The sequence below is a fragment of the Paracoccus versutus genome, from assembly GCF_029909795.1.
GTDB classification, from domain to species: domain Bacteria; phylum Pseudomonadota; class Alphaproteobacteria; order Rhodobacterales; family Rhodobacteraceae; genus Paracoccus; species Paracoccus versutus.
Window position 1 is genome coordinate 2073861 of record NZ_CP038197.1, and the last position, 22547, is coordinate 2096407.

Annotated in this window: 24 protein-coding genes and 2 riboswitches; of the genes, 4 read left to right on the top strand and 20 right to left on the bottom strand. The window is 71.7% G+C overall.

Features of this window, described 5'->3' with window-relative positions; translation table 11 throughout:
* Positions 1–333 precede the first annotated feature (333 nt).
* Genes E3U25_RS21530 through cbiE form a run of 6 tightly spaced genes read right to left on the bottom strand, consistent with a single transcriptional unit; the run spans position 334 to position 4948 of the window.
* On the bottom strand, positions 334–642 hold the full coding sequence (locus tag E3U25_RS21530) for a DUF1636 family protein (RefSeq protein WP_116223098.1): 309 nt from the start codon (positions 640–642) through the stop codon (positions 334–336).
* Positions 627–1376: a precorrin-6A synthase (deacetylating) gene (gene cobF, locus E3U25_RS21535; protein WP_072461123.1), complete on the bottom strand. Its 750-nt coding sequence runs from the start codon at positions 1374–1376 to the stop codon at positions 627–629. Before cobF ends, E3U25_RS21530 begins: the two co-directional genes overlap by 16 nt.
* Positions 1373–2662, bottom strand: a complete 1290-nt coding sequence (locus tag E3U25_RS21540) for a cobyrinic acid a,c-diamide synthase CobB (RefSeq protein ID WP_116223097.1) — start codon at positions 2660–2662, stop codon at positions 1373–1375. The genes cobF and E3U25_RS21540 overlap by 4 nt, the downstream gene beginning before the upstream one ends.
* Positions 2659–3432 (bottom strand): precorrin-4 C(11)-methyltransferase, encoded by a 774-nt coding sequence (gene cobM / locus E3U25_RS21545; RefSeq protein ID WP_116223096.1) that lies wholly within the window; start codon positions 3430–3432, stop codon positions 2659–2661. Before cobM ends, E3U25_RS21540 begins: the two co-directional genes overlap by 4 nt.
* On the bottom strand, positions 3429–3779 hold the full coding sequence (locus E3U25_RS21550; protein WP_036752152.1) for a cobalamin biosynthesis protein: 351 nt from the start codon (positions 3777–3779) through the stop codon (positions 3429–3431). Before E3U25_RS21550 ends, cobM begins: the two co-directional genes overlap by 4 nt.
* A complete protein-coding gene (gene cbiE / locus E3U25_RS21555; protein ID WP_116223095.1) occupies positions 3776–4948 on the bottom strand; it encodes a precorrin-6y C5,15-methyltransferase (decarboxylating) subunit CbiE in 1173 nt (390 codons plus the stop codon). The genes E3U25_RS21550 and cbiE overlap by 4 nt, the downstream gene beginning before the upstream one ends.
* Here cbiE and E3U25_RS21560 point away from each other — a divergent pair.
* A complete protein-coding gene (locus E3U25_RS21560; protein ID WP_036752106.1) occupies positions 4947–5684 on the top strand; it encodes a cobalt-precorrin-6A reductase in 738 nt (245 codons plus the stop codon). The genes cbiE and E3U25_RS21560 overlap by 2 nt on opposite strands.
* On the opposite strand, the gene cobJ is transcribed toward E3U25_RS21560, so the two are convergent.
* From cobJ to E3U25_RS21595, 7 genes are read right to left on the bottom strand one after another with little or no spacing between them, the layout of a single operon-like run.
* Complete coding sequence (gene cobJ, locus E3U25_RS21565; protein ID WP_116223094.1) at positions 5660–6388, bottom strand: precorrin-3B C(17)-methyltransferase; 729 nt, start codon at positions 6386–6388, stop codon at positions 5660–5662. The genes E3U25_RS21560 and cobJ overlap by 25 nt on opposite strands.
* Positions 6385–7134, bottom strand: a complete 750-nt coding sequence (locus tag E3U25_RS21570) for a precorrin-2 C(20)-methyltransferase (RefSeq protein WP_116223093.1) — start codon at positions 7132–7134, stop codon at positions 6385–6387. Before E3U25_RS21570 ends, cobJ begins: the two co-directional genes overlap by 4 nt.
* 2 nt (positions 7135–7136) lie before the next feature.
* Positions 7137–7766, bottom strand: coding sequence for a precorrin-8X methylmutase (locus E3U25_RS21575; RefSeq protein ID WP_116223092.1), 630 nt, complete (start codon positions 7764–7766; stop codon positions 7137–7139).
* Positions 7767–7820: 54 nt separating this feature from the next.
* Positions 7821–8984 carry a precorrin-3B synthase gene (locus tag E3U25_RS21580; RefSeq protein ID WP_116223091.1) on the bottom strand — a complete coding sequence of 388 codons (1164 nt, stop codon included), beginning with the start codon at positions 8982–8984 and terminating at the stop codon, positions 7821–7823.
* Complete coding sequence (cobN, locus tag E3U25_RS21585; RefSeq protein ID WP_116223090.1) at positions 8981–12142, bottom strand: cobaltochelatase subunit CobN; 3162 nt, start codon at positions 12140–12142, stop codon at positions 8981–8983. Before cobN ends, E3U25_RS21580 begins: the two co-directional genes overlap by 4 nt.
* A gap of 2 nt (positions 12143–12144) precedes the next feature.
* Complete coding sequence (gene cobW / locus E3U25_RS21590) at positions 12145–13179, bottom strand: cobalamin biosynthesis protein CobW (RefSeq protein WP_036752088.1); 1035 nt, start codon at positions 13177–13179, stop codon at positions 12145–12147.
* Positions 13180–13182: 3 nt separating this feature from the next.
* The gene (locus E3U25_RS21595) at positions 13183–13536 is read right to left on the bottom strand and encodes a DUF1636 family protein (RefSeq protein ID WP_036752083.1); all 354 of its coding nucleotides are present in this window, start codon (positions 13534–13536) and stop codon (positions 13183–13185) included.
* 76 nt (positions 13537–13612) lie between these two features.
* A riboswitch (cobalamin riboswitch) is annotated at positions 13613–13814 on the bottom strand.
* Positions 13815–13851: 37 nt separating this feature from the next.
* On the opposite strand from E3U25_RS21595, the gene cobO reads away from it, so the two are divergent.
* The gene (cobO, locus tag E3U25_RS21600; protein WP_114535003.1) at positions 13852–14463 is read left to right on the top strand and encodes a cob(I)yrinic acid a,c-diamide adenosyltransferase; all 612 of its coding nucleotides are present in this window, start codon (positions 13852–13854) and stop codon (positions 14461–14463) included.
* A gap of 59 nt (positions 14464–14522) precedes the next feature.
* The gene (locus E3U25_RS21605) at positions 14523–16025 is read left to right on the top strand and encodes a hypothetical protein (RefSeq protein WP_116223089.1); all 1503 of its coding nucleotides are present in this window, start codon (positions 14523–14525) and stop codon (positions 16023–16025) included.
* Between the two features lie 33 nt (positions 16026–16058).
* Here E3U25_RS21605 and bluB read toward each other — a convergent pair whose 3' ends face one another.
* The 6 genes from bluB to leuD form a co-directional block, all read right to left on the bottom strand.
* Positions 16059–16682: a 5,6-dimethylbenzimidazole synthase gene (bluB, locus tag E3U25_RS21610; protein WP_114535161.1), complete on the bottom strand. Its 624-nt coding sequence runs from the start codon at positions 16680–16682 to the stop codon at positions 16059–16061.
* Positions 16683–16684: 2 nt separating this feature from the next.
* Positions 16685–17218 carry a hypothetical protein gene (locus tag E3U25_RS21615; RefSeq protein ID WP_116223088.1) on the bottom strand — a complete coding sequence of 178 codons (534 nt, stop codon included), beginning with the start codon at positions 17216–17218 and terminating at the stop codon, positions 16685–16687.
* Positions 17219–17288: 70 nt separating this feature from the next.
* Positions 17289–17987, bottom strand: a complete 699-nt coding sequence (locus tag E3U25_RS21620; protein WP_036752064.1) for a CbtA family protein — start codon at positions 17985–17987, stop codon at positions 17289–17291.
* A 1-nt stretch (position 17988) separates the two neighbouring features.
* Positions 17989–18165 (bottom strand): CbtB domain-containing protein, encoded by a 177-nt coding sequence (locus tag E3U25_RS21625; protein WP_024843046.1) that lies wholly within the window; start codon positions 18163–18165, stop codon positions 17989–17991.
* A gap of 37 nt (positions 18166–18202) precedes the next feature.
* Positions 18203–18408: riboswitch (cobalamin riboswitch) on the bottom strand.
* A gap of 161 nt (positions 18409–18569) precedes the next feature.
* Positions 18570–19622, bottom strand: a complete 1053-nt coding sequence (locus tag E3U25_RS21630) for an endonuclease/exonuclease/phosphatase family protein (protein WP_116223087.1) — start codon at positions 19620–19622, stop codon at positions 18570–18572.
* On the bottom strand, positions 19613–20218 hold the full coding sequence (leuD, locus tag E3U25_RS21635; protein WP_114535007.1) for a 3-isopropylmalate dehydratase small subunit: 606 nt from the start codon (positions 20216–20218) through the stop codon (positions 19613–19615). Before leuD ends, E3U25_RS21630 begins: the two co-directional genes overlap by 10 nt.
* An 89-nt stretch (positions 20219–20307) precedes the next feature.
* Between leuD and E3U25_RS21640 the strand changes: the two genes are divergently transcribed.
* A complete protein-coding gene (locus tag E3U25_RS21640) occupies positions 20308–20889 on the top strand; it encodes a hypothetical protein (RefSeq protein WP_052095767.1) in 582 nt (193 codons plus the stop codon).
* A gap of 19 nt (positions 20890–20908) precedes the next feature.
* Here E3U25_RS21640 and leuC read toward each other — a convergent pair whose 3' ends face one another.
* Positions 20909–22345, bottom strand: a complete 1437-nt coding sequence (gene leuC, locus E3U25_RS21645; RefSeq protein ID WP_036752053.1) for a 3-isopropylmalate dehydratase large subunit — start codon at positions 22343–22345, stop codon at positions 20909–20911.
* Positions 22346–22547: the final 202 nt, after the last annotated feature.

Genomic DNA, 22547 nt, shown 5'->3' on the forward strand with positions numbered 1-22547 from the left:
GGGTTCGCGCCGCCTCAGAGTTGCACAGCCCGTCCCGCCTGCCAACGCATCCGGCGATGCCGTTTTCGTGAAAACCCCCTGGTCCGGCGGGGTTTTCCGTTCGCGGAACCGTGGTTTTTTCACCGCCCGACGGTGCCGATGGTCAGGATTTGGGCAAAACCGCTCTCATTGCGGTTGCGCGGAGCTGCGGCGCTTGCGCCCTGCCGCGCGCCGGGTGCAGGCTGAAATGGACGGGGCATTATCCCGTTACCCCGCGCCGCACGGGGTGCTTCATGAGCGACCGCCGTCCATGCCGCGTCTCCTCCCTCCGCGCGGGCATGGGCGGCGGCTTTTTCAGCCCGCCGGGATGCGCAGCTTCAGGCAATGCCGCAGCCGCCCGCAGGGCCGGGCGTCCATGATCCAGCCATCCGGCGCCGCCAGATAGGCGCGGATCGTCGCCGCGACATCGCCGGCATCCGCGGGGCGCAGGTCGTGGAACAGATAGGCGCCGCGCCCCGGCGCCTGCAGCGCCATCAGCACCGGCCGGGCATCGCGGGCCCGCAGCGCGGCGCGGCGCAGGGCGATGTCGGGGCCAAGCGTGCGCAATGCCTCGGCCAGCGCATCGGCATCAGAGCCCGGCGGCAGGGTCAGCGTGACCGGCATCGGTCCAGCAGATAGACGTCCATGATCCAGCCATGCTCGGCCCGCGCGCGGGCGCGGGTTTCCAGGATGCGGCCCGCCACCTCGGGCAGCGGCCCGGAGATCAGGATCTGCTCGCGCATGCCCAGGAATGCGCCCCACCAGATATGCAGCCCCTGGGCATCCAGGCTTTGGAACGAGCATTCCCCGTCCAGCATGACGACCAGCCGGTCCACCGTCTCGGGCCAGCCATGGTCGCGGATCTGGCGGCCGGTGGTGATCAGCACCGGCGCCGCCACCGCGTTCAGCGGAATGGCATGGGCGGCGCAAAGCGCCTGGATCGCGGTGATGCCGGGGATCACCCGCAGGTTCAAGGGCAGGCGCCGCGCCACCCGTTCCGCGATGCGCAGCGTGCTATCGTAAAGCGAGGGGTCGCCCCAGACCAGCAGCGCCGGGCGGATGGCGCCATGGGCGCGGATCACCTGTTCCCAGCGCGCGGCGATGGCGTCGTGCCAGGCCTCGACGCCCTGGCGGTAGCCGTCCGAGACGTCGCGCGCGGGCATGTCGAAGACGGCCAGCGGCGGCGGGCTGACCAGCACCTGCCGGCAAAGCGCCTGGCGCAGCTCGGCCAGGTCGGCCTTGTCCTCGCCCTTCGAGGGGATCAGGATCAGGTCGGCATCGGCCATGGCGGCCACGCCCTCGCGCGTCAGGTGGCCGGGGCTGCCGGTGCCGATGCCGATCAGCGCAAGCTCGATCATGGCGCCTCTCCGATCAGGTGGAAGAAGGTGCCGGTGGCATGGCCGCGGCGCGAGCCGGTCTCGGGCACCGCATCGCCATTGGCGTCAGTGACGCGGGCCAGGGCTGCGTCGGGCTGGGCCAGGATGGTGGCATAGTGGAACTCGTGCCCGGCCAGCGGCTGGCGATAGAGCCCGGCCAAGGGCTCGGCCCGGCGATAGCCCAGGTGCATCCGGCGCCGCTCGTAGCTGGTCTCAAGCCCCAGCAGCCCGGCCATTTCGTGCCGGGTGCCCTGGGCATCGACCAGCCCGGCGCCCATGGCCATGTAGCCGCCGCATTCGCCATGCACCGGCCGCGTTTCGGCAAAGCGGCGCAGCCCCTGGCGAAAGCGGCCGGCCGCGGCCAACCGGCCCGCGTGCAACTCGGGATAGCCGCCGGGCAGCCAGCAGGCCCCGGCGCTGTCGTCCGGCGCCTGGTCGGCCAGCGGCGAAAACGGCAGGATCGTCGCCCCCGCCGCCCGCCAGCCGGCAATGAGATGCGGATAGACAAAGGAAAACGCATCGTCCTGTGCCAGCGCGATGCGTTCGGCCGGCGGCGACAGCGGGCGAAAGGGCTCGGCCGCGATCCCGCCCGTGGCGGCGGCGATGATGGCGTCGAGGTCCAGGTGCCGCGCCGCCGCCTCGCCCGCGGCCGCCAGCAGGGCCTCCAGCGCGGCATGTTCCTGTGCCTGCACCAGGCCCAGGTGCCGCTCGGGCAGCTCGATCCCGGCCTCGCGCGGCAGCACGCCCAGCACCGGGATGGCCAGCGCCTCCAGCGCGTGCCGCATCAAGGCTTCGTGGCGGGGCGAGGCGACGCGGTTCAGCACCACCCCCGCCAGGGCCACGTCGCGGCGCATCTCGCGGAACCCCAGCGCCACGGCGCCGGCGGATTGCGCCTGCCCCTTGCAATCCATGACCAGCACCACCGGCCAGCCGGTCAGCGCGGCGATGTCGGCGCTGGCGCCGTTGCCGCAGCCGCCCGCATGCGCCACGCCGTCGAACAGCCCCATCGAGCCCTCGGCCAGCGCGATATCCGCCCCCCCAGCCGTGCCGATCAGATGCGCGATCTGCGCCCGGCCCATGGCCCAGCTGTCGAGGTTATAGGATTCGCGCCCCGCCGCTGCGCGGTGAAAGGCGGGGTCGATATAGTCCGGCCCGCTCTTGAAGGGCTGCACCACCAGCCCGCGCGCCCGCAAGGCCGCGATCAACCCCAGCGTGACCGTGGTCTTGCCGGACCCCGAGGCGGGGGCGCTGACGACAAGGCCCTTCATTCGGGGAACCTCGGCGCGGTGCCCACGGGGCGGAAGCGGCGGTCGTAATCGCCGGCATAGAGCCGGCTTTCGTCGAAGCCCTCGGCCGCCAGCGCCGGGCCGACCAGGATCAGCGCCGTGCGCTCGCCCGCGCCGATGGCGGGGTCCAGCGTGCCCAGCGTGGCGCGGATGATGCGCTGGTCGGGCCAGCTGGCGCGGAACACCACCGCGACCGGGCAACCCTCGCCGTAATGCGGCACCAGTTCCGCCTGCACGCGGTCCAGCACATGCACCGACAGGTGGATGGCCAGCATGGCGCCGGTGGCGGCGAAATTGGCCAGGGTCTCGCCCGCGGGCATCGATGAGGCGCGGCCCGAGGTCCGGGTCAGCACCACCGATTGCGCGAGGCCGGGCAGGGTCAGTTCCGTCCCCAGCGCCGCAGCGGCGGCGGCGAACGAGGGCACGCCGGGCGTCACGTCATAGGGGATGCCAAGGTCGCGCAGCCGGCGCAATTGCTCGCCCATGGCCGACCAGACCGACAGGTCGCCCGAATGCAGCCGCGCCACGTCATGGCCCGCCCGATGCGCGGCGGCGATCTCGGCGATGATCTGGTCCAGGTCCATGGGCGCGGTGTTCACGATCCGCGCGCCGGGCGGGCAATGGCTCAGCAGCGCCTCGGGCACCAGCGAGCCGGCATAGAGGCAGACCGGGCAGGCGGCGATCAGGTCGCGGCCGCGCAGGGTGATGAGGTCGGCCGCACCGGGGCCGGCGCCGATGAAATGGACGGTCATGCGGGGTCTCCTTCTGCGACGGCGGCGGTGGCCATGCCGTCTTGCGATGTCACGCGCGGCGCGACGATGCGCGCGCCGGGGCCAAGCGCGGCCAGCGCCGCCGCCTCGGCCAGCGAGCCGGTGCCAAGCCGCGCCAGGATGCGCGGCGATTGCGTGGGGGTGGCGATGCCGGCGACCTCGACCGCCAGCAGCGGCAGGCCGGTCCGGGCGGCCAGCGCCCGCATCACCGGCGCCTGCGCCTTGGCCGGGCTGGTCGCCAGCGCATCCGCCGCGCCGGCGCGGGCCAAGGCGTCTTGCAGCGAGGCAAGGCTTGCCGCCTGCCGAAAGCCGATGCCCGCGACCCTCATGGCCAGCTCCATTGCGTGACGCTGCGCGCCGGGGTCCAGCCGCGCATCCGGCCCAGCGGCGCGGCTTCCTCCAGCGCGATGCGGGTCAGGCTGCCGCCGCGCGCGGCGTGAAGGGCGATCAGCAGCGCCTCGGTCTCCAGCGTCACCGCGTTCACCACCAGCCGGGCCGGGGGCAGGGCGTCGATCAGCGTGGCCGAAGCGCCGCCGCCGACGAAGATCGCGTCGGGCGGCGGCAGGCCGGCCAGCGCCTCGGGCGCGCTGCCGTGCAGGGCACGCATCCGGCCGACCAGCCCGAAGCCCTCGATATTCGCGGCGATATTGGCGATGCGGTCGGCGCGGGGCTCGACGGTCACGGCGCGGCCGCCGTTCAGGCACCACTCGACGCTGACCGAGCCCGAGCCGCCGCCGATGTCCCACAGCATCTCGCCCCCCCGCGGGCCAAGCGCCGCCAGCGTCATCGCCCGGACGCTGCGGCGGGTGATCTGGCCGTCATGGGCGAAACTGTCATCGGGCAGGCCGAAGCCGCGCGGCAGGCCGGCGCCCGGCGGCAGGTCCGTCCCGTCCAGCGCCACCGCCACCGGGGCGGCGCAGTCCAGCGCGAAGCCCTGGGCGCGCGCCTGCCGGATGCGTTCGCGCGGGCCGCCAAGCGCCTCCATCACCACCATGCGCGTCGCGCCCAGCCCCTGTGCCACCAGCCACTCCGCCAGGACGGCCGGGGCAGAGCCGTCGCGCAGCAGGCAGATCGCCCGCGCGCCGCGCGCCATCACCGGGCGTAGCCGGGCCAGGGGTGCGGCGTGCAGGCCAAGGCAGGCGACCTCTTCCAGCCGCCATCCCAGCCTTGCCGCGGCCAGCGAAAACGTGCCGGGCGCGGGAAAGGCCCGCCATTCGCCGGGGTCCAGAACGGCGGCGATGCTGCCGCCGGCGCCGTGCCAGAACGGATCGCCCGAGACCAGCGCCGCCACGCCTTGCCCGCGCAGGGCCAGCAGCGGGGCCAGGTCGAAGGGCACCGGCCATTCCCGGCCCCGCGGCCCCGCGATCCCCGCCAGGTCCAGGTGCCGCGGCGCGCCGAAGACGATTTCCGCCCGATCCAGCGCATCGCGGCTTGCAGGCGGCAGGCCGGCAAGGCCATCTTCCTGAATACCGATGATGGAAAGCCAGGGTTCAGGCATGACGCGCATCCTTTTGCTGGGCGGCACCACCGAGGCGGGGGCCATGGCCCGCGCGCTGGCCGAGGCCGGCCTGGATGCGGTCTATTCCTATGCCGGCCGCACCGCCAACCCGGTGGCGCAGCCCCTGCCCACGCGCATCGGCGGCTTCGGCGGGCCCGAGGGGCTGGCCGACTATCTGCGGGCCGAGCGCATCAGCCATGTCATCGACGCCACCCATCCCTTTGCCGAGGGCATGAGCCGCAATGCCGTCGCCGCCTGCTGCGCGACCGGCACGGCGCTGATCGCGCTGGAGCGGCCGCCCTGGGTGGCCGAGCCGGGCGACCGCTGGACCCGCGTCGCCGATTACGAGGCCGCCGCCCGCGCGCTGCCGGGCGACGGCTCGGCGGTGTTCCTGGCCATCGGGCGGCAGAACCTGCAGCCCTTCGTCGGGCTGAACCATGTCTGGATGCTGCGTTTCGCCGAGGTGGCGGCGCATCCCTTGCGCGACGCCACGCTGATCGTCTCGCGCGGGCCGTTCACCGTCGCGGGCGACATCGCGCTGATGCGGCGCCACGCCATCGCCCATGTCGTCGCCAAGAATGCCGGGGGCCAGGCCGCCCAGGCCAAGCTGGCTGCCGCCCGCGCGCTGGGCCTGCCGGTGGTGATGATCGACCGTCCCGTGCTGCCGCTGCGCCGCGTCGTCGCCACGCCGGCCGAGGTGATGGCCTGGCTTCATGGCACGGATCGCGGCGTATAGACCCAGGGGCCGACCCGGCGGGTGGCGCTGTTGCCCAGGATGACGACGGTGCGCATGTCGGCCATCTCGGGGCGGGCCTCGGCCAGGGTGACGGTGCGGATTGCCTCGTCCGGGGTCGAGACGGCGCGGGCGAAGCAGATCAGCCGGTCCGGCCCGCAAGCCTCGCGCAGGATCTCCAGCACGCGGGCGAACCCCTCGGGCCGGGCCTTGGAGCGTGGGTTGTAGAAGGCCATGGCGAAATCCGCCTCGGCCGCCAGGCGCAGGCGCTTTTCGATCAGCGCCCAGGGCTTGAGGTTGTCCGACAGGTTGATGGCGCAGAAGTCATGGCCCAGCGGCGCGCCGATCCGGGCGCTTGCCGCCAGCATGGCGGTGATGCCGGGCAGGATGCGGATCTCGGGGGCGTCCTTGCGCCCCTCCAGCGCCTCGAACAGCGCCGAGGCCATGGCAAAGACCCCCGGATCGCCCGAGGAGACCACCGCGACCCGCTTGCCCTCCGCCGCCAGGTCCAGCGCGAAGCGGGCGCGCTCCAGCTCGACCCGGTTGTCCGAAGGGTGCAGCGCCAGACCCGCGCGCGGGGCGACGCGGGCGACATAGGGGATATAGCCCACGATGTCGGTGGCCTGGGCCAGCGCCGCCCGGACCTCGGGCGTGACGAGATCGTCCGCGCCCGGCCCCAGGCCCGCCACCGCGACCCAGCCGCTCATTCCGCAGCATCCGCCAGAGGGCGGCGGCCGTTGCCATGCACCAGCACGGTGGCGAAATAGGGGCAGGCGTCCAGGTCGGCCTGCGCCAGCGGCGTCACGCGCTGGTTGGGCATGGTGCCGCGCTCGACCAGCCAGGCATCGGCCATGCGGCCGGCCGCGGCCAGCGCGCGGGCGATCTTGGGCAGGTTGCGGCCGGTCTTCATCACCACCACCGCATCGGCGGCGCGCATGTGGCGGGCCAGTTCCGCCTCGGGCAGGGTGCCCATCAGCACCGTCATCGCATCGTCGCCCCAGGTCATCGGCTGGCCGATGGCGTTCCAGCAGCCGGTCATGCCGGGGATGCCGGGGATGATCTCGACCGTGACGATGCCTTGCAGCCGGGCGTGCAGATGCATGAACGAGCCGTAGAACAGCGGGTCGCCCTCGCACAGCACCACCACGTCGCTGTCGGCGGCCAGGGCGGCCAGCCGCACGGTCCAGTCGTCGTAGAAACCCGAAAGCAGCCGGTTGTATTCCGGGCTGTCGAAGGGGATCTCGGTCGTGACCGGATATTCCATCGCATGTTCGACCACGTCCGGGGCCAGCATCTGTGCGACGATGCGGCGGGCCTGGCCGGCACGGCCCTTCTTGCGGAAATAGGCGATCTGCCGCGCGCCGCGGATGGCGCGGTCGGCGCGGACCGAGATCAGGTCGGGATCGCCGGGGCCGAGGCCGGCGCAGATGATCTTTCCGGTTCGGGGGCCCATGGCTATTCCTTTCGGCTGGCGAGCGCGTTGACGGCGGCGACGGTGATGGCCGAGCCGCCCAGCCGCCCGCGCACGATCAGCGCCGGCGCCGGCAGGTCGTCCATCAGCGCGGCCTTGGATTCCGTCGCGCCGACGAAGCCCACCGGGCAGCCGATGATCGCGGCCGGGCGCGGGCAGGCCGGATCGCGGAGCATGTTGAGCAGGTGGAACAGCGCCGTCGGCGCATTGCCGATGGCGACCACGGCGCCATCCAGGTCGTCGCGCCACAGCTCCAGCGCCGCGGCGCTGCGGGTGTTGCCCATCCGGGCGGCGAGGTCCGGCACGCGCGGGTCTTGCAGCGTGCAGATGACCCGGTTTTCGGCGGGCAGGCGGGCGCGGGTGATGCCCTCGCTGACCATGCGCGCGTCGCAGAGGATCGGCGCGCCGCCTTCCAGCGCCTGGCGCGCCGCCGCGGCCATGCCGGGCGAGAATGCCACGTCGCGCTCCAGCCCCACCAGCCCGGCGGCATGGATCATGCGCACGACGACGGGCTCCTCTTCGGCGGTGAAGCGGGCGAGGTCGGCCTCGGCCCGGATGGTGGCGAAGGACTGCGCGTAGATCCGGGCGCCGTCGGTTTCGTATTGGTGCAGCATCGGGGTTCCCTGGGATTTTCGCGGCTATCTCATGCAAGCGGGCATTGGGCAAGGTCAGAGCGGGATGCGATGCGGCGCAAGCCCGCCCTGCGCGGCGGGATCGCGGGTGCCGCCGTCCCGGATCAGGTCGAAGCGGTCGGGCGCGGTGGCGACCAGCGTGACCGAGGCCGCGCCCCGATGCGCGCAGCCCTTGGCGCAGCCGCTGACATGCAGGCTTTGGCCGGGGGCAAGGCGCGGGGCGAGGCTGCGGGCCAGGGCGCGGACATCGGCCAAAGCCTGCGGGCAGCCGGGCGCGCCGGTGCAGGCATGGATGCGCAGGAGCGGGTCGTGGGGGTCGAGGATCGCGCCCTTGATCCGCGGGCGGGCCGCGCCTTCGATCAGCAGCGCGCGCCAGGGGGTCAGGCGCAAGGGGCCGATCGCGGCGGCGGCGGCCAGCTGCGCCGGCGTGATCTGGCCGAAGGCGAAGCCCAGCAGCCAGCCGTTCGGTGCCGGGCCGGGGTCGGGCGGATGGGCGCCGGCGGTTCCGGTGGCGCTGTCGCATGGGTATTTGGGCAACAGAGAAGACGGCAGCGGGGTCGCGCCATGGGGCGGGGCGGGGGCGCGGCGCAGGTGGTCGCGCATCCGCCCGCGGCCGTCCTGCACGCCGCCTTGCATGAACCAATGCGCCAGGGCGATGGCGCGGGTGGCGGCCTGGGCGGTGTTATCGGCCTTGAGCGCCCAGTCGGCGCCGTCCGGCAGGATCAGCCAGCCTGGGCCCTGCGGGCGCAGCCTGATGTCCGCGGGCGTGTCGGCCAGCACCGGCGGGTCGGCATCGACGGCAAAGCCGAACTTGCCGGGCACCTGCGGCGCATCGGGCGCGGTCATCGCCTGGGCGATGGCCTCGGCCAGTTGCCAGGCTGGGCCGCCCATCGGGGCGAAGGGCGACAGGATCACGTTGCGCCGTGCCTCGGATTCCGGGTCGTCATCGATCAGGCCGATGCCGGCCAGGGCGGCGACGGTCGCGGCATGGCCGGAAGGGTCCAGCCCGCGCAGTTGCAGGTTGGCGCGGCTGGTCAGGTCCATCAGCCCGTTGCCGTGCCGCGCCGAGAGTGCCGCGATCAGCCGTGCCTGGTCCGGTTCCAGCCGGCCGTTCCGCGCCCGGATGCGCAGCACCAGCCCGTCGCCCGATTGCATCGGCCGCAGCGCACCGGGGCACCAGCCCTTGACGGCGAAGCTCATGGCGCCAGCTCCGCCAGGACCGAGTTGCGGCGGCTGACCCAGAGGCCCGATTCGAGCAGCCGCGCGAAAAGCGCGCGCATGGCGGCGAGCGCGGCGGGGTTTTCGCGTTCCATGAAGGCCAGGACCTCGGGCCGGCCCAGCGTGGCGTCGTGATAGAGGTCGAAGAGATGGCCGGGCACCACGCCGGCCAGGTTGGCGAAGGCGGCCATGTGGTCCAGCGTCGCCGCGATCTCGGCCGCGCCGCGAAAGCCGTGCCGCATCATGCCGTCGGCCCAGGCCGGATTGGCGGCGCGGGCGCGGGTGACGCGGGCGATTTCCTCGGCCAGGGTCCGGGCCCGCGGCTGGTCCGGGCGGGTGGCGTCGAGGTGGTAGAGCGCCGGCCGCGCGGCGCCGATCCGCGCCATGGCGGCGGCGAAGCCCGCCTCATGCGCGGCATGGTCGCCGGCCAGCAGCAGGTCGGATTCCGGCAGGTCCTGCGCATGGACGAAGGCATCGGCCTGGGCCAAGCGGTCGCGGATCGCCTGCGGCTGGTGGGTGATCCGGCCATCGGCGGCGATGGCATGGGAGGAGGCGGCCAGCCACGCCTCGCCCGCCGCCTGCCGCGCCTGGTCGGTGAAGCTCTCGGCCAGGTCGGCGATGCCGAGGCCGTAAAGGCCGGGCCTGGGGCCGAAGACGCGGGGGGCGCGGTTGCGATAAGGGTTGTCGGCTGGGGTTTCGTCGCGGGCCGCCAGCGCCTCGGCCCCGGTCTCGAAAAGCTGGGCGAGGCCGGGGAAGATGTCGCGAAACAGGCCCGAGACCCGCAGCGTCACGTCGATCCGCGGCCGGCCAAGCTCGGCCAGGGGCAGGATCTCGATGCCCGCGACCCGGCCCGAGGCGCCGTCCCAGCGCGGGCTGAGGCCGGCGAGATGCAGCGCCATGGCAAATTCCTCGCCCGCCGTGCGCATGGTGGCGCTGCCCCAGAGGTCCACGACCAGGCCGCGGGGCCAGTCGCCCTGGTCCTGCAGGTGGCGGCGCAGCAGTTCCTCGGCCAGTTTCACCCCCTGGGCATGGGCATTGCGCGAGGGCACGGCGCGGGGATCGACGGTGAAAAGGTTGCGCCCGGTCGGCAGCACGTCCTGCCGCCCCCGCGCCGGCGAGCCCGAGGGGCCGGGGGCGACCCGCTGGCCGGCCAGCGCGCGCGCCAGCCCTTCGGCTTCGCCCGGAGCGGTGCCATAGACATGCAGCCCGTCGCCGAAGCGGCTGTCCTTGAGATCGCAGAGGAAGCGGTCGATCAGCGGGATCGCCTCGGCCGCCGCGGCGTCGGGGGGCAGGCCCAGGTCGGTTTCCACCCCGGCGGCGCGGGCCTCGTCGCGGATGGCCAGGATCAGCCGGTCGCGGCGGCGCGGGTCCAGCCCGTCGGCGGTGGAATATTCGTCGAGCAGCCGTTCCAGATGCGCGAGGTTCTCGGGCACCGCGGAATCCGCCAGCGGCGGCGGCAGGTGGCCCAGCGTCACGGCGGAAAGCCGGCGCTTGGCCTGCGCGGCCTCGCCCGGATCGTTGACGATGAAGGGATAGATCACCGGCATGTCGGCCAGCAGCGCCTCGGGCCAGCATTCGCCCGACAGGGCAACCGACTTGCCGGGCAGCCATTCCAGCGTGCCATGCGCGCCCATGTGGATCAGCACGTCCGCCTGCGCGCGCAGCCACAGGTAGAAGGCGACATATTCATGGCGCGGGGTGCGCGTCAGGTCGTGGTAGTCGTCGGCGCGGGTCTTTGCCTCGCCGCGTTCGGGTTGCAGGGCGATCAGGTCGGCGCCGTGGCGGAGGGCGGCGAAACGGAAGCCGTCGGGGGGCTCGCCCCATGCGGCGGCGAGGTCGTCGCGCAGGCGTTGCGGCAGGCGGGCCAGCGCTTGCTGGTAGTCCGAGAGCGGCCAGTGGATGCGCTCGGCGGTCAGCCGCCGGCCCAGGTCGTCATGGGGAAGCCCAAGGATCGCGCTGCAGGAGGCCAGCGCGTCCAGTCCGACCGCATGGGCCAGCTGATGCGCCTTGCCGGGATAGGTGGACAGCACCACCGCGCGGCGTGTCGCCTGCCGCAGCCGGTGCCAGGCGGTGATCCGCGCCACCGCCGCGTCGATGCGGTCCGGGTCGGGGGCATGGATCACGCGGGCGAATTGCAGGTCGGGGTCGCGCTCTTGCGGTTCCTTGAAGCTGATCGCGCCCAGGAATATGCGGCCGTCCACCTCGGGCAGCACGACATGCATCGCCAGGTCGGCGGCGGAAAGCCCGCGGTCCTCGGCCGCCCAGAGGGCGCGGGGCGCGGTGGACAGCGCCACCTGGAAGACCGGGCAATCCGTGCCGTCGAAGGGCGTGGCGCCGGCATCGTCGCGGGCGGAAAAGGCGGTCAGGTTCACCACCGCGACAAGGCCGGGCAGGTGCGGCGCCAGCCAGTCGGCAAAGCCCGGCGCCTTCAGCGAGGGCGCAAAGACCCCGGTCGCGGCAAAGCCGGCCGTGCGCAGGGCGCGGATCATCGCATCCACCGGCGCCAGGTCGGCCGCGGTCAGGTAGCTGCGATAGAAGCTGACCAGCACGCCGGGTGCGGGGTCGGGCCGGGGGCGGTCGATGACGCCGCGGTCGGGATCGTAGAAGCCGAAGTCAGGGATCGCGGCCTGCCCCTGGACCGGGGCGGCGGGCAGGCCGGCGGCCCCGGCCAGTTCCGCCAGCGCCATCTGCGCCGCGACCGCGCCGCCCTGGTCGCAAAGCGCCGCCAGCCGATGCAGCAGCGGCAGCGGCAGGGTGGAAAACCGCTCCAGCGTTGGGTCGGGACGCCCGTCCGCCGGCAGGAAGGCCAGGGCGATCCCGCGGCGGCGGGCCAGATCCTGAAGGCTGGCGACGCCGTAATGCCAATAGGGCTCGCCGCCGATCAGCCGGACCAGCACGGCGCGGGCGCCGGAAAGCGTTGCCTCGCAATACTGATCGACCGAGACCGGGTGCCGCAGCGCCGAGAGGTTGCACAGCCGCAGCGAAGGCAGCCGCCCGGCAGCGCGATGCCAGCCCGCCGCGAAAGCGCCGAGGTCGCTGTCGGAATAGGACAGCACGACCAGGTCGGCGGGGCCTTGGCCGGGGTCGGTCGGAACCTCGGTCTCTTCCAGCCCACGGCTTTCGCGGAAGACGACATGCATCGTCAGGCAGCCAGGACCGCCCGGATCGCGGCCTCGTCGATGTCGTCATGCTCGGCGATCACCACCAGGCGCGAGGCGCGGGGGGCGTCGCCCCAGGGCCGGTCGTATTGGTGCCGCACCCGCTCGCCCACCGCCTGCACCAGCAGGCGCATGGGCTTGCCGGCGACGGCGACATGGCCCTTGACCCGCAGGATGTTCTGTTCGCGGGCCAGCCGCTCGATGCGGGCGGCAAGCTCGCCGGGGTCGGCGATCTCGGCCAGCTCGATCACCACCGAGTCGAAATCGTCGTGTTCGTGGTCGTCGGCGCCGTCGTGGTGGCTGGGGCGGGCGGCGAGGTCGTCCTCGGCCGCGGCACCCAGGCCCAGGATCACGCGCGGGTCGATCACCCCGTCGGTCAGCGGCAGGATCGGCAGCTTGCGCGGCGCCTCGGCCTCGATCACGGCGCGGGCGGCGGCCAGCCCCTGCTCGCCGGCCAGGTCGGCCTTGGACAGCAGCACGATGTCGGCGCAGGCGATCTGGTCCTCGAACACCTCGGAGAGGGGCGTCTCGTGGTCGAGGCTGTCGTCGGCGGCGCGCTGCGCCTCGACCGCGGCCTCGTCGGGGGCGAAGCGGCCGGCCGCCACCGCCTCGGCATCGGCGAGCGCGATCACCCCGTCCACGGTGATGCGCGAGCGGATCGCCGGCCAGTCGAAGGCTTTCAGCAAGGGCTTGGGCAGGGCTAGGCCCGAGGTCTCGATCAGGATGTGGTCGGGCTTGACCGGCATCGCCATCAGCCGTTCCAGCGTCGGAATGAAGTCGTCGGCGACGGTGCAGCAGATGCAGCCGTTCGACAGCTCCATGATGTTCTCGGCCGGGCAATTCTCGTCGGCGCAGGACTTCAGGATCTCGCCGTCGACGCCCATGGTGCCGAATTCGTTGACCAGCACCGCCAGCCGCTTGCCCTGCGGCTGCGACATCAGGTGGCGGATCAGCGTGGTCTTGCCGGCGCCCAGAAAGCCGGTGATGACGGTGACGGGGGTCTTGGTCAGGTCGCTCATCTTCTATCCAATCGGGGGAATGCGCGCGAGGCTGCGCTTGCGGAAAATCGTGACGCGCTCGCGCCAGGGCACGATGCCGTCGGGGGCCTGGGCATAGGCGGCGGCGCCCAGCAGGATCTCGGTCGCGTCCTCGGCCGACATGCGGCCGTAGACATAGGTCCAGCGGCCCGGCGCCGACAGCGCGATGGCGGCGCCGTTGGCGCAGGCGGACAGGCATTCGACGGGGACGATGCGCACGCCGTCGGGGGCGCCTTCGGCCGCCAGCGCGTCATGCAGCCGCGCGCCGGGCACGGGCTCGCCCTCGGGGACGGGCTGGCCGGCGCGGCAGGTGATGCAGACATGCAGCGTGACGGTCATGCGCCCTTCATCCCTCAAGGCGGCACGAGGCAGGGGACCAGCGCCCAAGCCCCAGCGGGAACACCCCGTCCGCCGGTCAATCCTTCGCGCGCTGGCAGGTCTCCCGGCTTGCGGATTCGGGCCTGGGCCCACGGCCGCCCCGCCTTCCCGGCGTCTCGCCAGTGGCCTCGGGGCGACCTTTCCGGTCACGGTCGCGGGGGCGGCTGCTTCCAGGCGGTTGCCTGTCGCATTCCCTCTTCGCCTGTCGTAGGACAGGAACCAGCGCCTCTCGTCTGTGCGCGCCCGGTCCCGACTTGTCAAGCGAAGGAGTGCCCGATGCAGACCGACGACAATACCCGCCACGCCGAGAAGATGGCCCGGATCAAGGCCGCCCGCGACCGGATGATGGCCGAGAAGCAGGGCGAGAAGGGCCTGGTCATCGTCCATACCGGCAAGGGCAAGGGCAAGTCGTCCTCGGGCTTCGGCATGATCCTGCGCTGCATCGCCCATGGCATGCCCTGCGCGGTGGTGCAGTTCATCAAGGGCGCCTGGGACACCGGCGAGCGGCGGTTGCTGACCACGCATTTCGGCGACCTGTGCCAGTTCCACGCCATGGGCGAGGGCTTCACCTGGGAAACCCAGGACCGCGAGCGCGACATCGCCGCCGCCCGCGCCGGCTGGGAAAAGGCCAAGGAACTGATCCGCGATCCGCAGATCCGCATGGTCCTGCTGGACGAGATCAACATCGCGCTGCGCTATGACTACCTGGACCTGGACGAGGTGCTGGATTTCCTGCGCAGCGAAAAACCGCCGATGACGCATGTGGTCCTGACCGGGCGCAACGCCAAGCCGGAACTGATCGAGCTTGCCGATCTTGTGTCCGAGATGGAGCAGGTCAAGCATCCCTTCCGCGATGGCATCAAGGCGCAACCGGGGGTGGAGTTCTAGCCTGTTTCCTGTCATCTGCCGCTTGTGCAGGATCAGTGAATTCGAAAGGATGTTCGGACATGTTTGCGAGACAAGGCCTTGTGGCGCTGCTGGCGATCTGCCCCGTCTCGGCGGCCTGGGCCGTGCCTGCCACCGAAGAGGGGGCCGCGCGGCTGCGCGGCGTTTTCCAGACCTATTTCGGCGGCGCCGAGGGCGTGGTCGCCGTCACCCCCCAGGGCGAAAGCTATGAGCTGCGGATCGACCCGGCGCCGCTTCTGGCGCAGGTTCCGGCCGAGCAGGCCCAGGTCAGCGTCTCGGCCCTGACCTATCGGCTGACCGACAATGGCGACGGCAGCTGGGGCGTCAGCGAGGACCAGGTGCTGAGCTGGTCGGTGGTGGTGCCGCGCCTGTTCGAGCAGAAGGGCACGACCAGGGTCGAATCCACCGGCATCTGGGACGAGGGGCTGATGAGTTTCCGCGAACAGACGGCGGTGATGACGGATTACGTCATCGAGTCGGTGCAATATGCGCCCCCGCCGCCGCCCGGCGCCGAAGCCGCGCCCGAACAGCCCCCGGCCGAGCCCGAGATCATCTCGCGCGATCACCAGCGCACGGCGCGGATGGAGATGTCGCTGACCGGCGGGCCCGGCAAGGCCGGCGGCGTCGACCAGGCCATGAACTTCACCGCCGAGGGGCTGGAGCTGTCGCAGGAGATCCTGATGGCTCCGGGCGGCCAGCCGATGACCTTCCAGATCACCGCGCCCGGCTACGAGGGCAGCGGCCAGATCACCGGCGCGCGCACCGAAGGCATGCTGTCCCTGCTCGCCTGGTTCGTCGCCCATCCGTCCGAGGAGCGGATCGAGGGCTCGCAGGACGGGCTGCGCGACAAGCTGGCCGCCGCCATGCCGCTGTGGGACGACCTGTCGATGGACGCGGTCCTGCATGATCTGAAGATCGGCTCTCCGCTGGGCGAATTCGGCCTTGCCTCGACCAAGGTGACGGTCGGCCTGTCCGGCGCCACAGCCGACGGCCGGCTGCACGAACGGGTGGCGCTGTCGGGCGTGACCGTGCCCGAGGGCGTGCTGCCGCCCTGGGTCGAGCCGATCCTGCCGCAAGAGGTGACGCTGGATTTCACCGCCTCGGGCTTCGACCTGGCGGCGCCGGCGAAGATGCTGATCGAGGGCTTCGACCTGACCGCCGAGGAACCCTTCGCGCGGCTGGTGCCCGAACAGCTGCAGGTGGCGCTGCTGCCCGGCGGCACGGCCGACCTGAAGCTTGCGCCGTCGCAGATCAAGGGCGACGGCTACCAGATCGACTATCGCGCGGACATCGCGGCCGGTCCGGGCGCGGCGCCCACCGGCGCGGCGCTGATCTCGGCCACGGGGCTCGACAAGGTCGAGGCGGCGCTGGCCGCGGCCCCGCCCGAAGAGGCCGCCCAGCCGCTGATGATGCTGCGCATGGCCCGCGCCATGGCCAAGCCCGGCGCGAGCGGCGAGAATGTCTGGGACATCCAGATGCCCGAGGGCGGCGGCCCCTTTACCGTCAACGGCCAGCCCATGGGCCCGGCCACCTCGCAGCCCTGAACCAAGCGGCCCCGCCCGATGCGGCGGGGCCTTTCAGCGCCGCTGCCAGCCGGGGGCGGTGTTTTCCTGCCAGCCGGTGCGGTGCAGCAGCGGCGTGTCGTCGGTGAACTCGGGCCAGCCGAGGCAGAGCAGCGCCGAGAACTCCCAGCTTTCGGGCACCGCCAGCAGCGGGCCGATCCGCGCGGGGTCGAGGATCGAGACCATGCCCAGGCCCAGGTTGCGCACCCGTGCCGCGAGCCACAGCGCATGGATCGCCATCGCCGTCGATTGCCGCAGGGTCTGCGGCATGGTGGCGCGGCCAAGGCCGTGGCCCTCGGACGGGTCGATCTCGGTAAAGACGGCCAGCCAGACCGGCGCGCGGTCCAGCCCGGCGAGCTTCAGCGCATCGTATTCCTGCCGCTGCCGGCCCTGGTAGCGGGCGGCGGCCCGGGCATTGCAGCGCAGGAAATCGGCGCGGATCGCGGCGCGCAGATCGGGGCTTTCGACCCGGATCACCCGCCAGGGCCGGGCATTGCCGACCGAGGGCGCCAGTTCCATCGCCGCGCGCAATTCCTCCAGCAGCGGCTCGGGGATCGGGTCGTCGCGGAAATGCCGCACGTCGCGGCGCCAGCGCAGGATGCGGTCCAGCGCGGCCTGGTCCTCGGGGCCGAACCGCATCATCAGGGCGTGGCGCAAATGGCGCTGTCGGGCAGGCCCTCGGCCCCGGCGCGGATGCCGACCGGGCGGTCGGGCACGGTCAGTTCCACGGCGAGCGGCCGGCCCGCCACGGTCAGCGGGCGGTGGTCGTTCGAGTTCAGCTCGACCCGCAGCCGGTCGCCGGCGGCGAGCATGTCGAGGTGATGGGCCGGGCCGTAGAGCCGGGCGATCTTGGCGCCGTTCAGGTAAAGATGCGCATGGCCCTCGCCGCGGCGATCGGCCAGCCCGGCATGTTCGGGGGCGAAGCAGAAGCCCTCGGCCTCGACGAACAGGTTCCAGCCGGCGGTGCTGTCGGGCTCCAGCCGGGCCGAGGCGGTGGCGCTGCCCGCGGGCAGGTCGATGGGCGCGCCGTGGTCATGCGCCGCGGCCTGGGTGCCGTGGCCATGCGCGCCGTGGTCGTGGCCGTCCAGCGTGATGCCGTTGGCGGCGGCGATGACGAAGCCCATGCCGCCGCCGAAGATCAGGCCGATCAGCAGCATCGGGATCGAACGATCCATGTCTTTTCCCCGCTTTCATGAAAGGGCCGGGCGCGACAGGCACGCCCGGCCGAAACGGTTGCGGCCCGGATCAGGCGGCTTGCGGCACCGGCGCGCGCTGGCTTTCGCGCTGCCAGAACCAGCCGGCCAGCAGGCCGAGCAGCGCCCAGGCCATGGCGCCGGCACCCAGGGCGCGCCCGGCGAATTCCGCCGAAAGCTCGGGCGGGACCGGGCCGGCATAGCTGTCGGGCTGCGGCGCGCCGATCACATGCGGCGCCAGGATCAGCACGATGGCCACGCCCCAGGCCGCCCAGCCCTTGCCAAAGGCGACCAGCCACAGCGCCAGCCCGGTGGCGGCGGCGGTGCCCAGCCACCAGATCGCGCGCAGCTGCACATCGGCGGCGGCGACGCCCGGCACTTCCGGCGCCAGGCCGAAGGCGGGGGCAAGCTGCATGGTCAGGTAGCCGGCCAGGCCCCAAAGCAGCCCCTGCCGCGCCGTGACCGCGTTGCCCTGCGCCTCGGACAGCGCCATCAGCGCCACCAGCATCAGCCCGTAGCCGGCATAGACCATCATGGTGAACAGGACCGAAAGCATGTTGCGGGTCCATTCGAAGGGCCCCAAGTCCTGGTGTGCGCTGACGGCCTCGGCACCGAAATGGGCCAGTTGGCCGGATTCATACAGTTCGGCATGCAGCAGCACGGGCTGCACGAACCAAAGCTGCAACAGGGCGGCAATCAGCCCCGTTGCAGCGCCAGCGATCAACCCGCTGGTCAGAATGCGCGAGAACATGTCAGTGGCAGGGGAAGCCGGTCGCGTGACGCACGTCATGGGCGGCGTCATGCAGGGTCTCGGCCTGCACCAGCCCGGACATGAAGATCAGCCCGAAGCCGATCGCGAAGGCGGCGATGGCGGGAAACAGGACCGAGGCACGGCTGGCGCCGGCGGCGGTCATGGGTTTTGCGGTCATCTGCGACCCTTTCCTTTGGTCGTCCAACCCGACGACATTGCGGTTCCATGCATCGGCAGGTCTCCTGGCTTGCGGGTCACGGCAGACGCCCGCCTTCCCGGCCGGATGGCCAGTGGCGCGATGGACGTCCGCTCTCCGCCTACAGTCGCGGGGGCGGCTGCGGATTTGGCCCCCGAGACGCCGAGGACCGCACCGCATTCCCTTTTGGCCCCGGAAAGGGGCACCGATACACGCGCATGTTACCTGCGATGCCGCGGCGGCGGCAAGCGGAATCGGGCGGCCGCTGCGGGCGGGGTCGAAGGCCGGGCGACGGGCCGGCGGGCGGCGCCGTCGCATGGGTATTTGGACAACGGAGAAGATGCCGGGGAATCGCGCGGGGGGCGGGCGGAAGGGGCTTGTCCGAATCAGGGTGCCGGCGGCCAGTCCAGGTCGACCCAGACCAGCCGGTGCGCGGAAGCGGCCAGCGCGGCCTTGGCCAGCGGTCCCTCGGCCGGCCAGAACACGCCCGAGTCCAGCACCTTGAGCGGCCTTGCCGGCAGGACGTAATCGACGCGCAGGTTGCCCGGCGGCTTGTCGTCCGGCCAGTCGCCGGTATCCAGCGCCGGATCGCCCCGGTGGCCGTCGTTCACCCCGCCCTTGGCCGCCGCGCCGCCCGCGCTGCGGGGCAGGGGGTCGGTGACATGGGCCATGATCCGGGCCAGCGCCTCGGGCCGGCCTTCGCTGTCCAGGGGGTCGAGGTTCAGGTTCCCGGCCAGAACGAAGGGGCCGTCGGGCAGGTGATGCAGCCAGAACGCCAGCTCGTCATGGTTGCGTCGCCCGTTCAGATCCTCGGGCCCGTCGAAGACCGGCGGCGTCGCGGACATGGCCAAGAGGTGCAGCGGCCGGCCCGCGACCGTGACCACCGCATCCCAATGCGCGGTCGAGGACAGGCGGCGGATGGCCGCCACCTCCTCGGGCAGCGGCGGCATCAGGTTGTCGGGCAGGTCGCGCCACAGGAAATCCGCGTAATCCTTGACCGGACCGATGGGATGGCGCGACAGGATCGCCATGCCCCCCTGTCCCGAGAAGGTGCCGAAGCCCTGCGCATCGTCGGCCGTGCCCAGCCGCCCGTCGGCGTTCAGGTCGAGCCCGGTCGCCATGCCGGAATTCGGCCGGGCGGCGAAGCGGTGCGGATAGTCCAGCCCGGCCTGCGCCAGCCTGGCGGCAAAGGCGTCCAGCGCGCTGTTCTCGTAATCCCAGTCGAAATGCGTCAGCAGCAGGATGTCGGGCCGGGTTTCCGCCAACACCTGCACCACGGCGTCGATCTGCGCATCCTTGCGGCCGAGGTCGCGCAACAAAAGCCCCGGCCCGTCGCGCGACAGGTCGGGGCTGAAGGTCGCGATCCGCAGCGGATCGGCCTGGGCGGCCAGGCCAAGGGCGGCCAGCAGGGCCGCCCCGGCCAGTGAGCTTACACCCAAGGCCGGCTCTGGGCCATCTGCGCCTCGTAGGCGTCGATGGCGGGGGCCTTTTCCATGGTCAGGCCGATGTCGTCCAGCCCGTTCAGCAGGCAGTGGCGGCGGAACGGGTCCAGCTCGAAGGGGAAGCTCTGCCCGTCCGAGGTGGTCACGGTCATGTTTTCCAGATCCACGGTCATGCGGGCGTTGGCGCCCTTCTTGGCGTCCTCCATCAGCACGTCCACCACCTCTGGCGGCATGACGATGGGCAGGATGCCGTTCTTGAAGCAGTTGTTGTAGAAGATGTCGGCGAAGCTGGTCGAGATCACGCAGCGGATGCCGAAATCCAGCAGCGCCCAGGGCGCGTGTTCGCGCGAGCTGCCGCAGCCGAAGTTGTCGCCGGCGACGATGATCTGGCTGTCGCGCCAGGCCGGCTGGTTCAGCACGAAATCCGGGATCTCGTTGCCCTGGGCGTCATAGCGCATCTCGTCGAACAGGTTCTTGCCCAGACCCGAGCGGTGGATCGTCTTCAGGAACTGTTTCGGGATGATCATGTCGGTGTCGATGTTGACCAGCGGCATGGGTGCCGCGATTCCGGTCAGGGTGGTGAACTTGTCCATGTCGTGATCCTCGCAGAATTGACTTGGGCCGCAGCGGCCCGTTAACCGAGACCCGTCCGGCGCCTTGCGCCATGGAAAGGGCTTCGCTGATGTTTTTCGGGTTTTCCAGCCTTGCGGCCCTGCGCGCCTGCATTGCGCGCGACTGGAGGCCGCAGATCGGAGACCCCGAGATCACCGGCTGGCTGACGGTGCTCTCTTACTTCCTGTGCTTCGTGCTGGCCGTCATGGTGCTGCGCCGCCGTCCGGCCGGCGCGGCGCGAGGGCTGTGGCTGACGATCGCCGGGCTGATGGCCTTCCTGGGGGTGAACAAGCAGCTGGACCTGCAGACCGCGCTGACCGCCACCGGACGCTGCATGGCGCGGGCGCAGGGCTGGTACGACGACCGCCATATGGTGCAGCTGGCCTTCATCGCCGGGCTGGTGCTGGGCGTGGCACTCGCGCTGGCCTGGACGACGAATGCCCTGCGCGGGCACATGCGCCGCAACGGCCCGGCCCTGCTGGGGCTGGCCGTGCTGTGCGGCTTCGTGCTGGTGCGCGCGGTGGGCTTTCATCATGTGGACAGGCTCATCAGCGCCGATTTCGCGAACATCAAATACAACTTCTGGTTCGAGAACGCCGGGCTCTGGCTGATTGCGATCAACGCCTTGATGCTGCTGCGGCGGGGCCGGTAAGGCCCCGCGCCGCTCGCCATCAGACGGTTTCCGCCAGCAGTTCGCGCACGTCGGTCAGGTGGCCCCTGATCCCGGCTGCGGCCGCCATCACCGGCGACATCAGGTGGGTGCGGCCGCCACGGCCCATGCGGCCCTCGAAGTTGCGGTTCGAGGTCGCGGCGCAGCGCTCGCCCGGCGCCAGCTGGTCGGGGTTCATGCCCAGGCACATCGAGCAGCCGGCCAGGCGCCATTCGAAGCCGGCGTCGATGAAGATCTTGTCCAGCCCCTCTTCCTCGGCCTGCATGCGCACCAGGCCCGAGCCCGGCACCACCATGCCGCGCACGCCCGGCGCCAGCCTGTGGCCTTTCAGGATGCCGGCGGCGGCGCGCAGATCCTCGATCCGGCCGTTGGTGCAGGAGCCGATGAAGACCGCGTCGATGCTGATCTCGTTCAGCGGCGTGCCCGGCTTCAGGCCCATGTAGTCCAGGCTGCGGCGCGCGGCCTCGACCTTGCCGCCCTCGAAATCCTCGGGCGCGGGCACCTTGCCGGTGATCGGCAGCACGTCCTCGGGCGAGGTGCCCCAGGTCACGACCGGGGCGATGTCCTCGCCGCGGATGGTGACGACCTTGTCCCAATGCGCGCCCTCGTCCGAGAACAGCGTCTTCCACCAGGCGACGGCGGCCTCCCATGCGGCGCCCTTCGGGGCGTGCGGGCGGCCCTTGACATATTCGAAGGTCTTTTCGTCCGGCGCGATCAGCCCGGCGCGGGCGCCGCCCTCGATCGCCATGTTGCAGACGGTCATGCGGCCTTCCATCGACAGGTCGCGGATCGCCTCGCCGCAATATTCGATGACATAGCCGGTGCCGCCGGCGGTGCCGGTGGCGCCGATCACCGACAGGGTGATGTCCTTGGCGGTCACGCCGGGACGCAGCTTGCCGGTGATCTCCACCTTCATGTTCTTGGATTTCTTCTGGATCAGCGTCTGGGTGGCCAGCACATGCTCGACCTCCGAGGTGCCGATGCCATGCGCCAGCGCGCCGAAGGCGCCATGCGTCGCGGTGTGGCTGTCGCCGCAGACCACGGTCATGCCGGGCAGGGTCCAGCCCTGCTCGGGGCCGACGATATGCACGATGCCCTGGCGGATGTCGTTCATCGGGTAATAGTTCAGCCCGAATTCGCGCGCGTTCTTGTCCAGCTCGGCGACCTGGATGCGGCCCTCGGGGTTCTCGATCCCGTCCACGCGGTCGGGCGTCGTGGGCACGTTGTGGTCCGGCACGGCGATGGTCTGGTCGGGGCGGCGCACCTTGCGCCCGGCCATGCGCAGCCCTTCGAAGGCCTGGGGCGAGGTCACCTCATGCACCAGGTGCCGGTCGATATAGAGGATGCAGGTGCCGTCCTCGGAACGCTCGACCACATGGGCGTCGAAGATCTTGTCGTAGAGGGTGCGGGGCGCGCCCGCGTTCGTGTTGCCGGTCATGGCTGTCTCTTTTCTGGAAGACTAGCTGGGAAAGGGCGGAGGGGGTGCCGCAGCCTGCGGCAGGGCGCGCGCAAGCGCCCGCTCCCGTCAAAGTCGGGCGGTGACGGACAGGCTTTCGCCGTAGAACCGGCCGGGCAGGCGGGCGCGGTCGTGAATGTCGAAATAGACGAATCCTCGCATAGGGGCATTAATAGGGCGATTT

Coding starts and splice junctions, on each gene's coding strand:
- E3U25_RS21530 (WP_116223098.1), bottom strand. CDS start 642: ATGCCGGTCACGCTGACCCTGCCGCCGGGCTCTGATGCCGATGCGCTG.
- cobF (WP_072461123.1), bottom strand. CDS start 1,376: ATGATCGAGCTTGCGCTGATCGGCATCGGCACCGGCAGCCCCGGCCAC.
- E3U25_RS21540 (WP_116223097.1), bottom strand. CDS start 2,662: ATGAAGGGCCTTGTCGTCAGCGCCCCCGCCTCGGGGTCCGGCAAGACC.
- cobM (WP_116223096.1), bottom strand. CDS start 3,432: ATGACCGTCCATTTCATCGGCGCCGGCCCCGGTGCGGCCGACCTCATC.
- E3U25_RS21550 (WP_036752152.1), bottom strand. CDS start 3,779: ATGAGGGTCGCGGGCATCGGCTTTCGGCAGGCGGCAAGCCTTGCCTCG.
- E3U25_RS21560 (WP_036752106.1), top strand. CDS start 4,947: ATGACGCGCATCCTTTTGCTGGGCGGCACCACCGAGGCGGGGGCCATG.
- cbiE (WP_116223095.1), bottom strand. CDS start 4,948: ATGCCTGAACCCTGGCTTTCCATCATCGGTATTCAGGAAGATGGCCTT.
- cobJ (WP_116223094.1), bottom strand. CDS start 6,388: ATGAGCGGCTGGGTCGCGGTGGCGGGCCTGGGGCCGGGCGCGGACGAT.
- E3U25_RS21570 (WP_116223093.1), bottom strand. CDS start 7,134: ATGGGCCCCCGAACCGGAAAGATCATCTGCGCCGGCCTCGGCCCCGGC.
- E3U25_RS21575 (WP_116223092.1), bottom strand. CDS start 7,766: ATGCTGCACCAATACGAAACCGACGGCGCCCGGATCTACGCGCAGTCC.
- E3U25_RS21580 (WP_116223091.1), bottom strand. CDS start 8,984: ATGAGCTTCGCCGTCAAGGGCTGGTGCCCCGGTGCGCTGCGGCCGATG.
- cobN (WP_116223090.1), bottom strand. CDS start 12,142: ATGCATGTCGTCTTCCGCGAAAGCCGTGGGCTGGAAGAGACCGAGGTT.
- cobW (WP_036752088.1), bottom strand. CDS start 13,179: ATGAGCGACCTGACCAAGACCCCCGTCACCGTCATCACCGGCTTTCTG.
- E3U25_RS21595 (WP_036752083.1), bottom strand. CDS start 13,536: ATGACCGTCACGCTGCATGTCTGCATCACCTGCCGCGCCGGCCAGCCC.
- cobO (WP_114535003.1), top strand. CDS start 13,852: ATGCAGACCGACGACAATACCCGCCACGCCGAGAAGATGGCCCGGATC.
- E3U25_RS21605 (WP_116223089.1), top strand. CDS start 14,523: ATGTTTGCGAGACAAGGCCTTGTGGCGCTGCTGGCGATCTGCCCCGTC.
- bluB (WP_114535161.1), bottom strand. CDS start 16,682: ATGCGGTTCGGCCCCGAGGACCAGGCCGCGCTGGACCGCATCCTGCGC.
- E3U25_RS21615 (WP_116223088.1), bottom strand. CDS start 17,218: ATGGATCGTTCGATCCCGATGCTGCTGATCGGCCTGATCTTCGGCGGC.
- E3U25_RS21620 (WP_036752064.1), bottom strand. CDS start 17,987: ATGTTCTCGCGCATTCTGACCAGCGGGTTGATCGCTGGCGCTGCAACG.
- E3U25_RS21625 (WP_024843046.1), bottom strand. CDS start 18,165: ATGACCGCAAAACCCATGACCGCCGCCGGCGCCAGCCGTGCCTCGGTC.
- leuD (WP_114535007.1), bottom strand. CDS start 20,218: ATGGACAAGTTCACCACCCTGACCGGAATCGCGGCACCCATGCCGCTG.
- E3U25_RS21640 (WP_052095767.1), top strand. CDS start 20,308: ATGTTTTTCGGGTTTTCCAGCCTTGCGGCCCTGCGCGCCTGCATTGCG.
- leuC (WP_036752053.1), bottom strand. CDS start 22,345: ATGACCGGCAACACGAACGCGGGCGCGCCCCGCACCCTCTACGACAAG.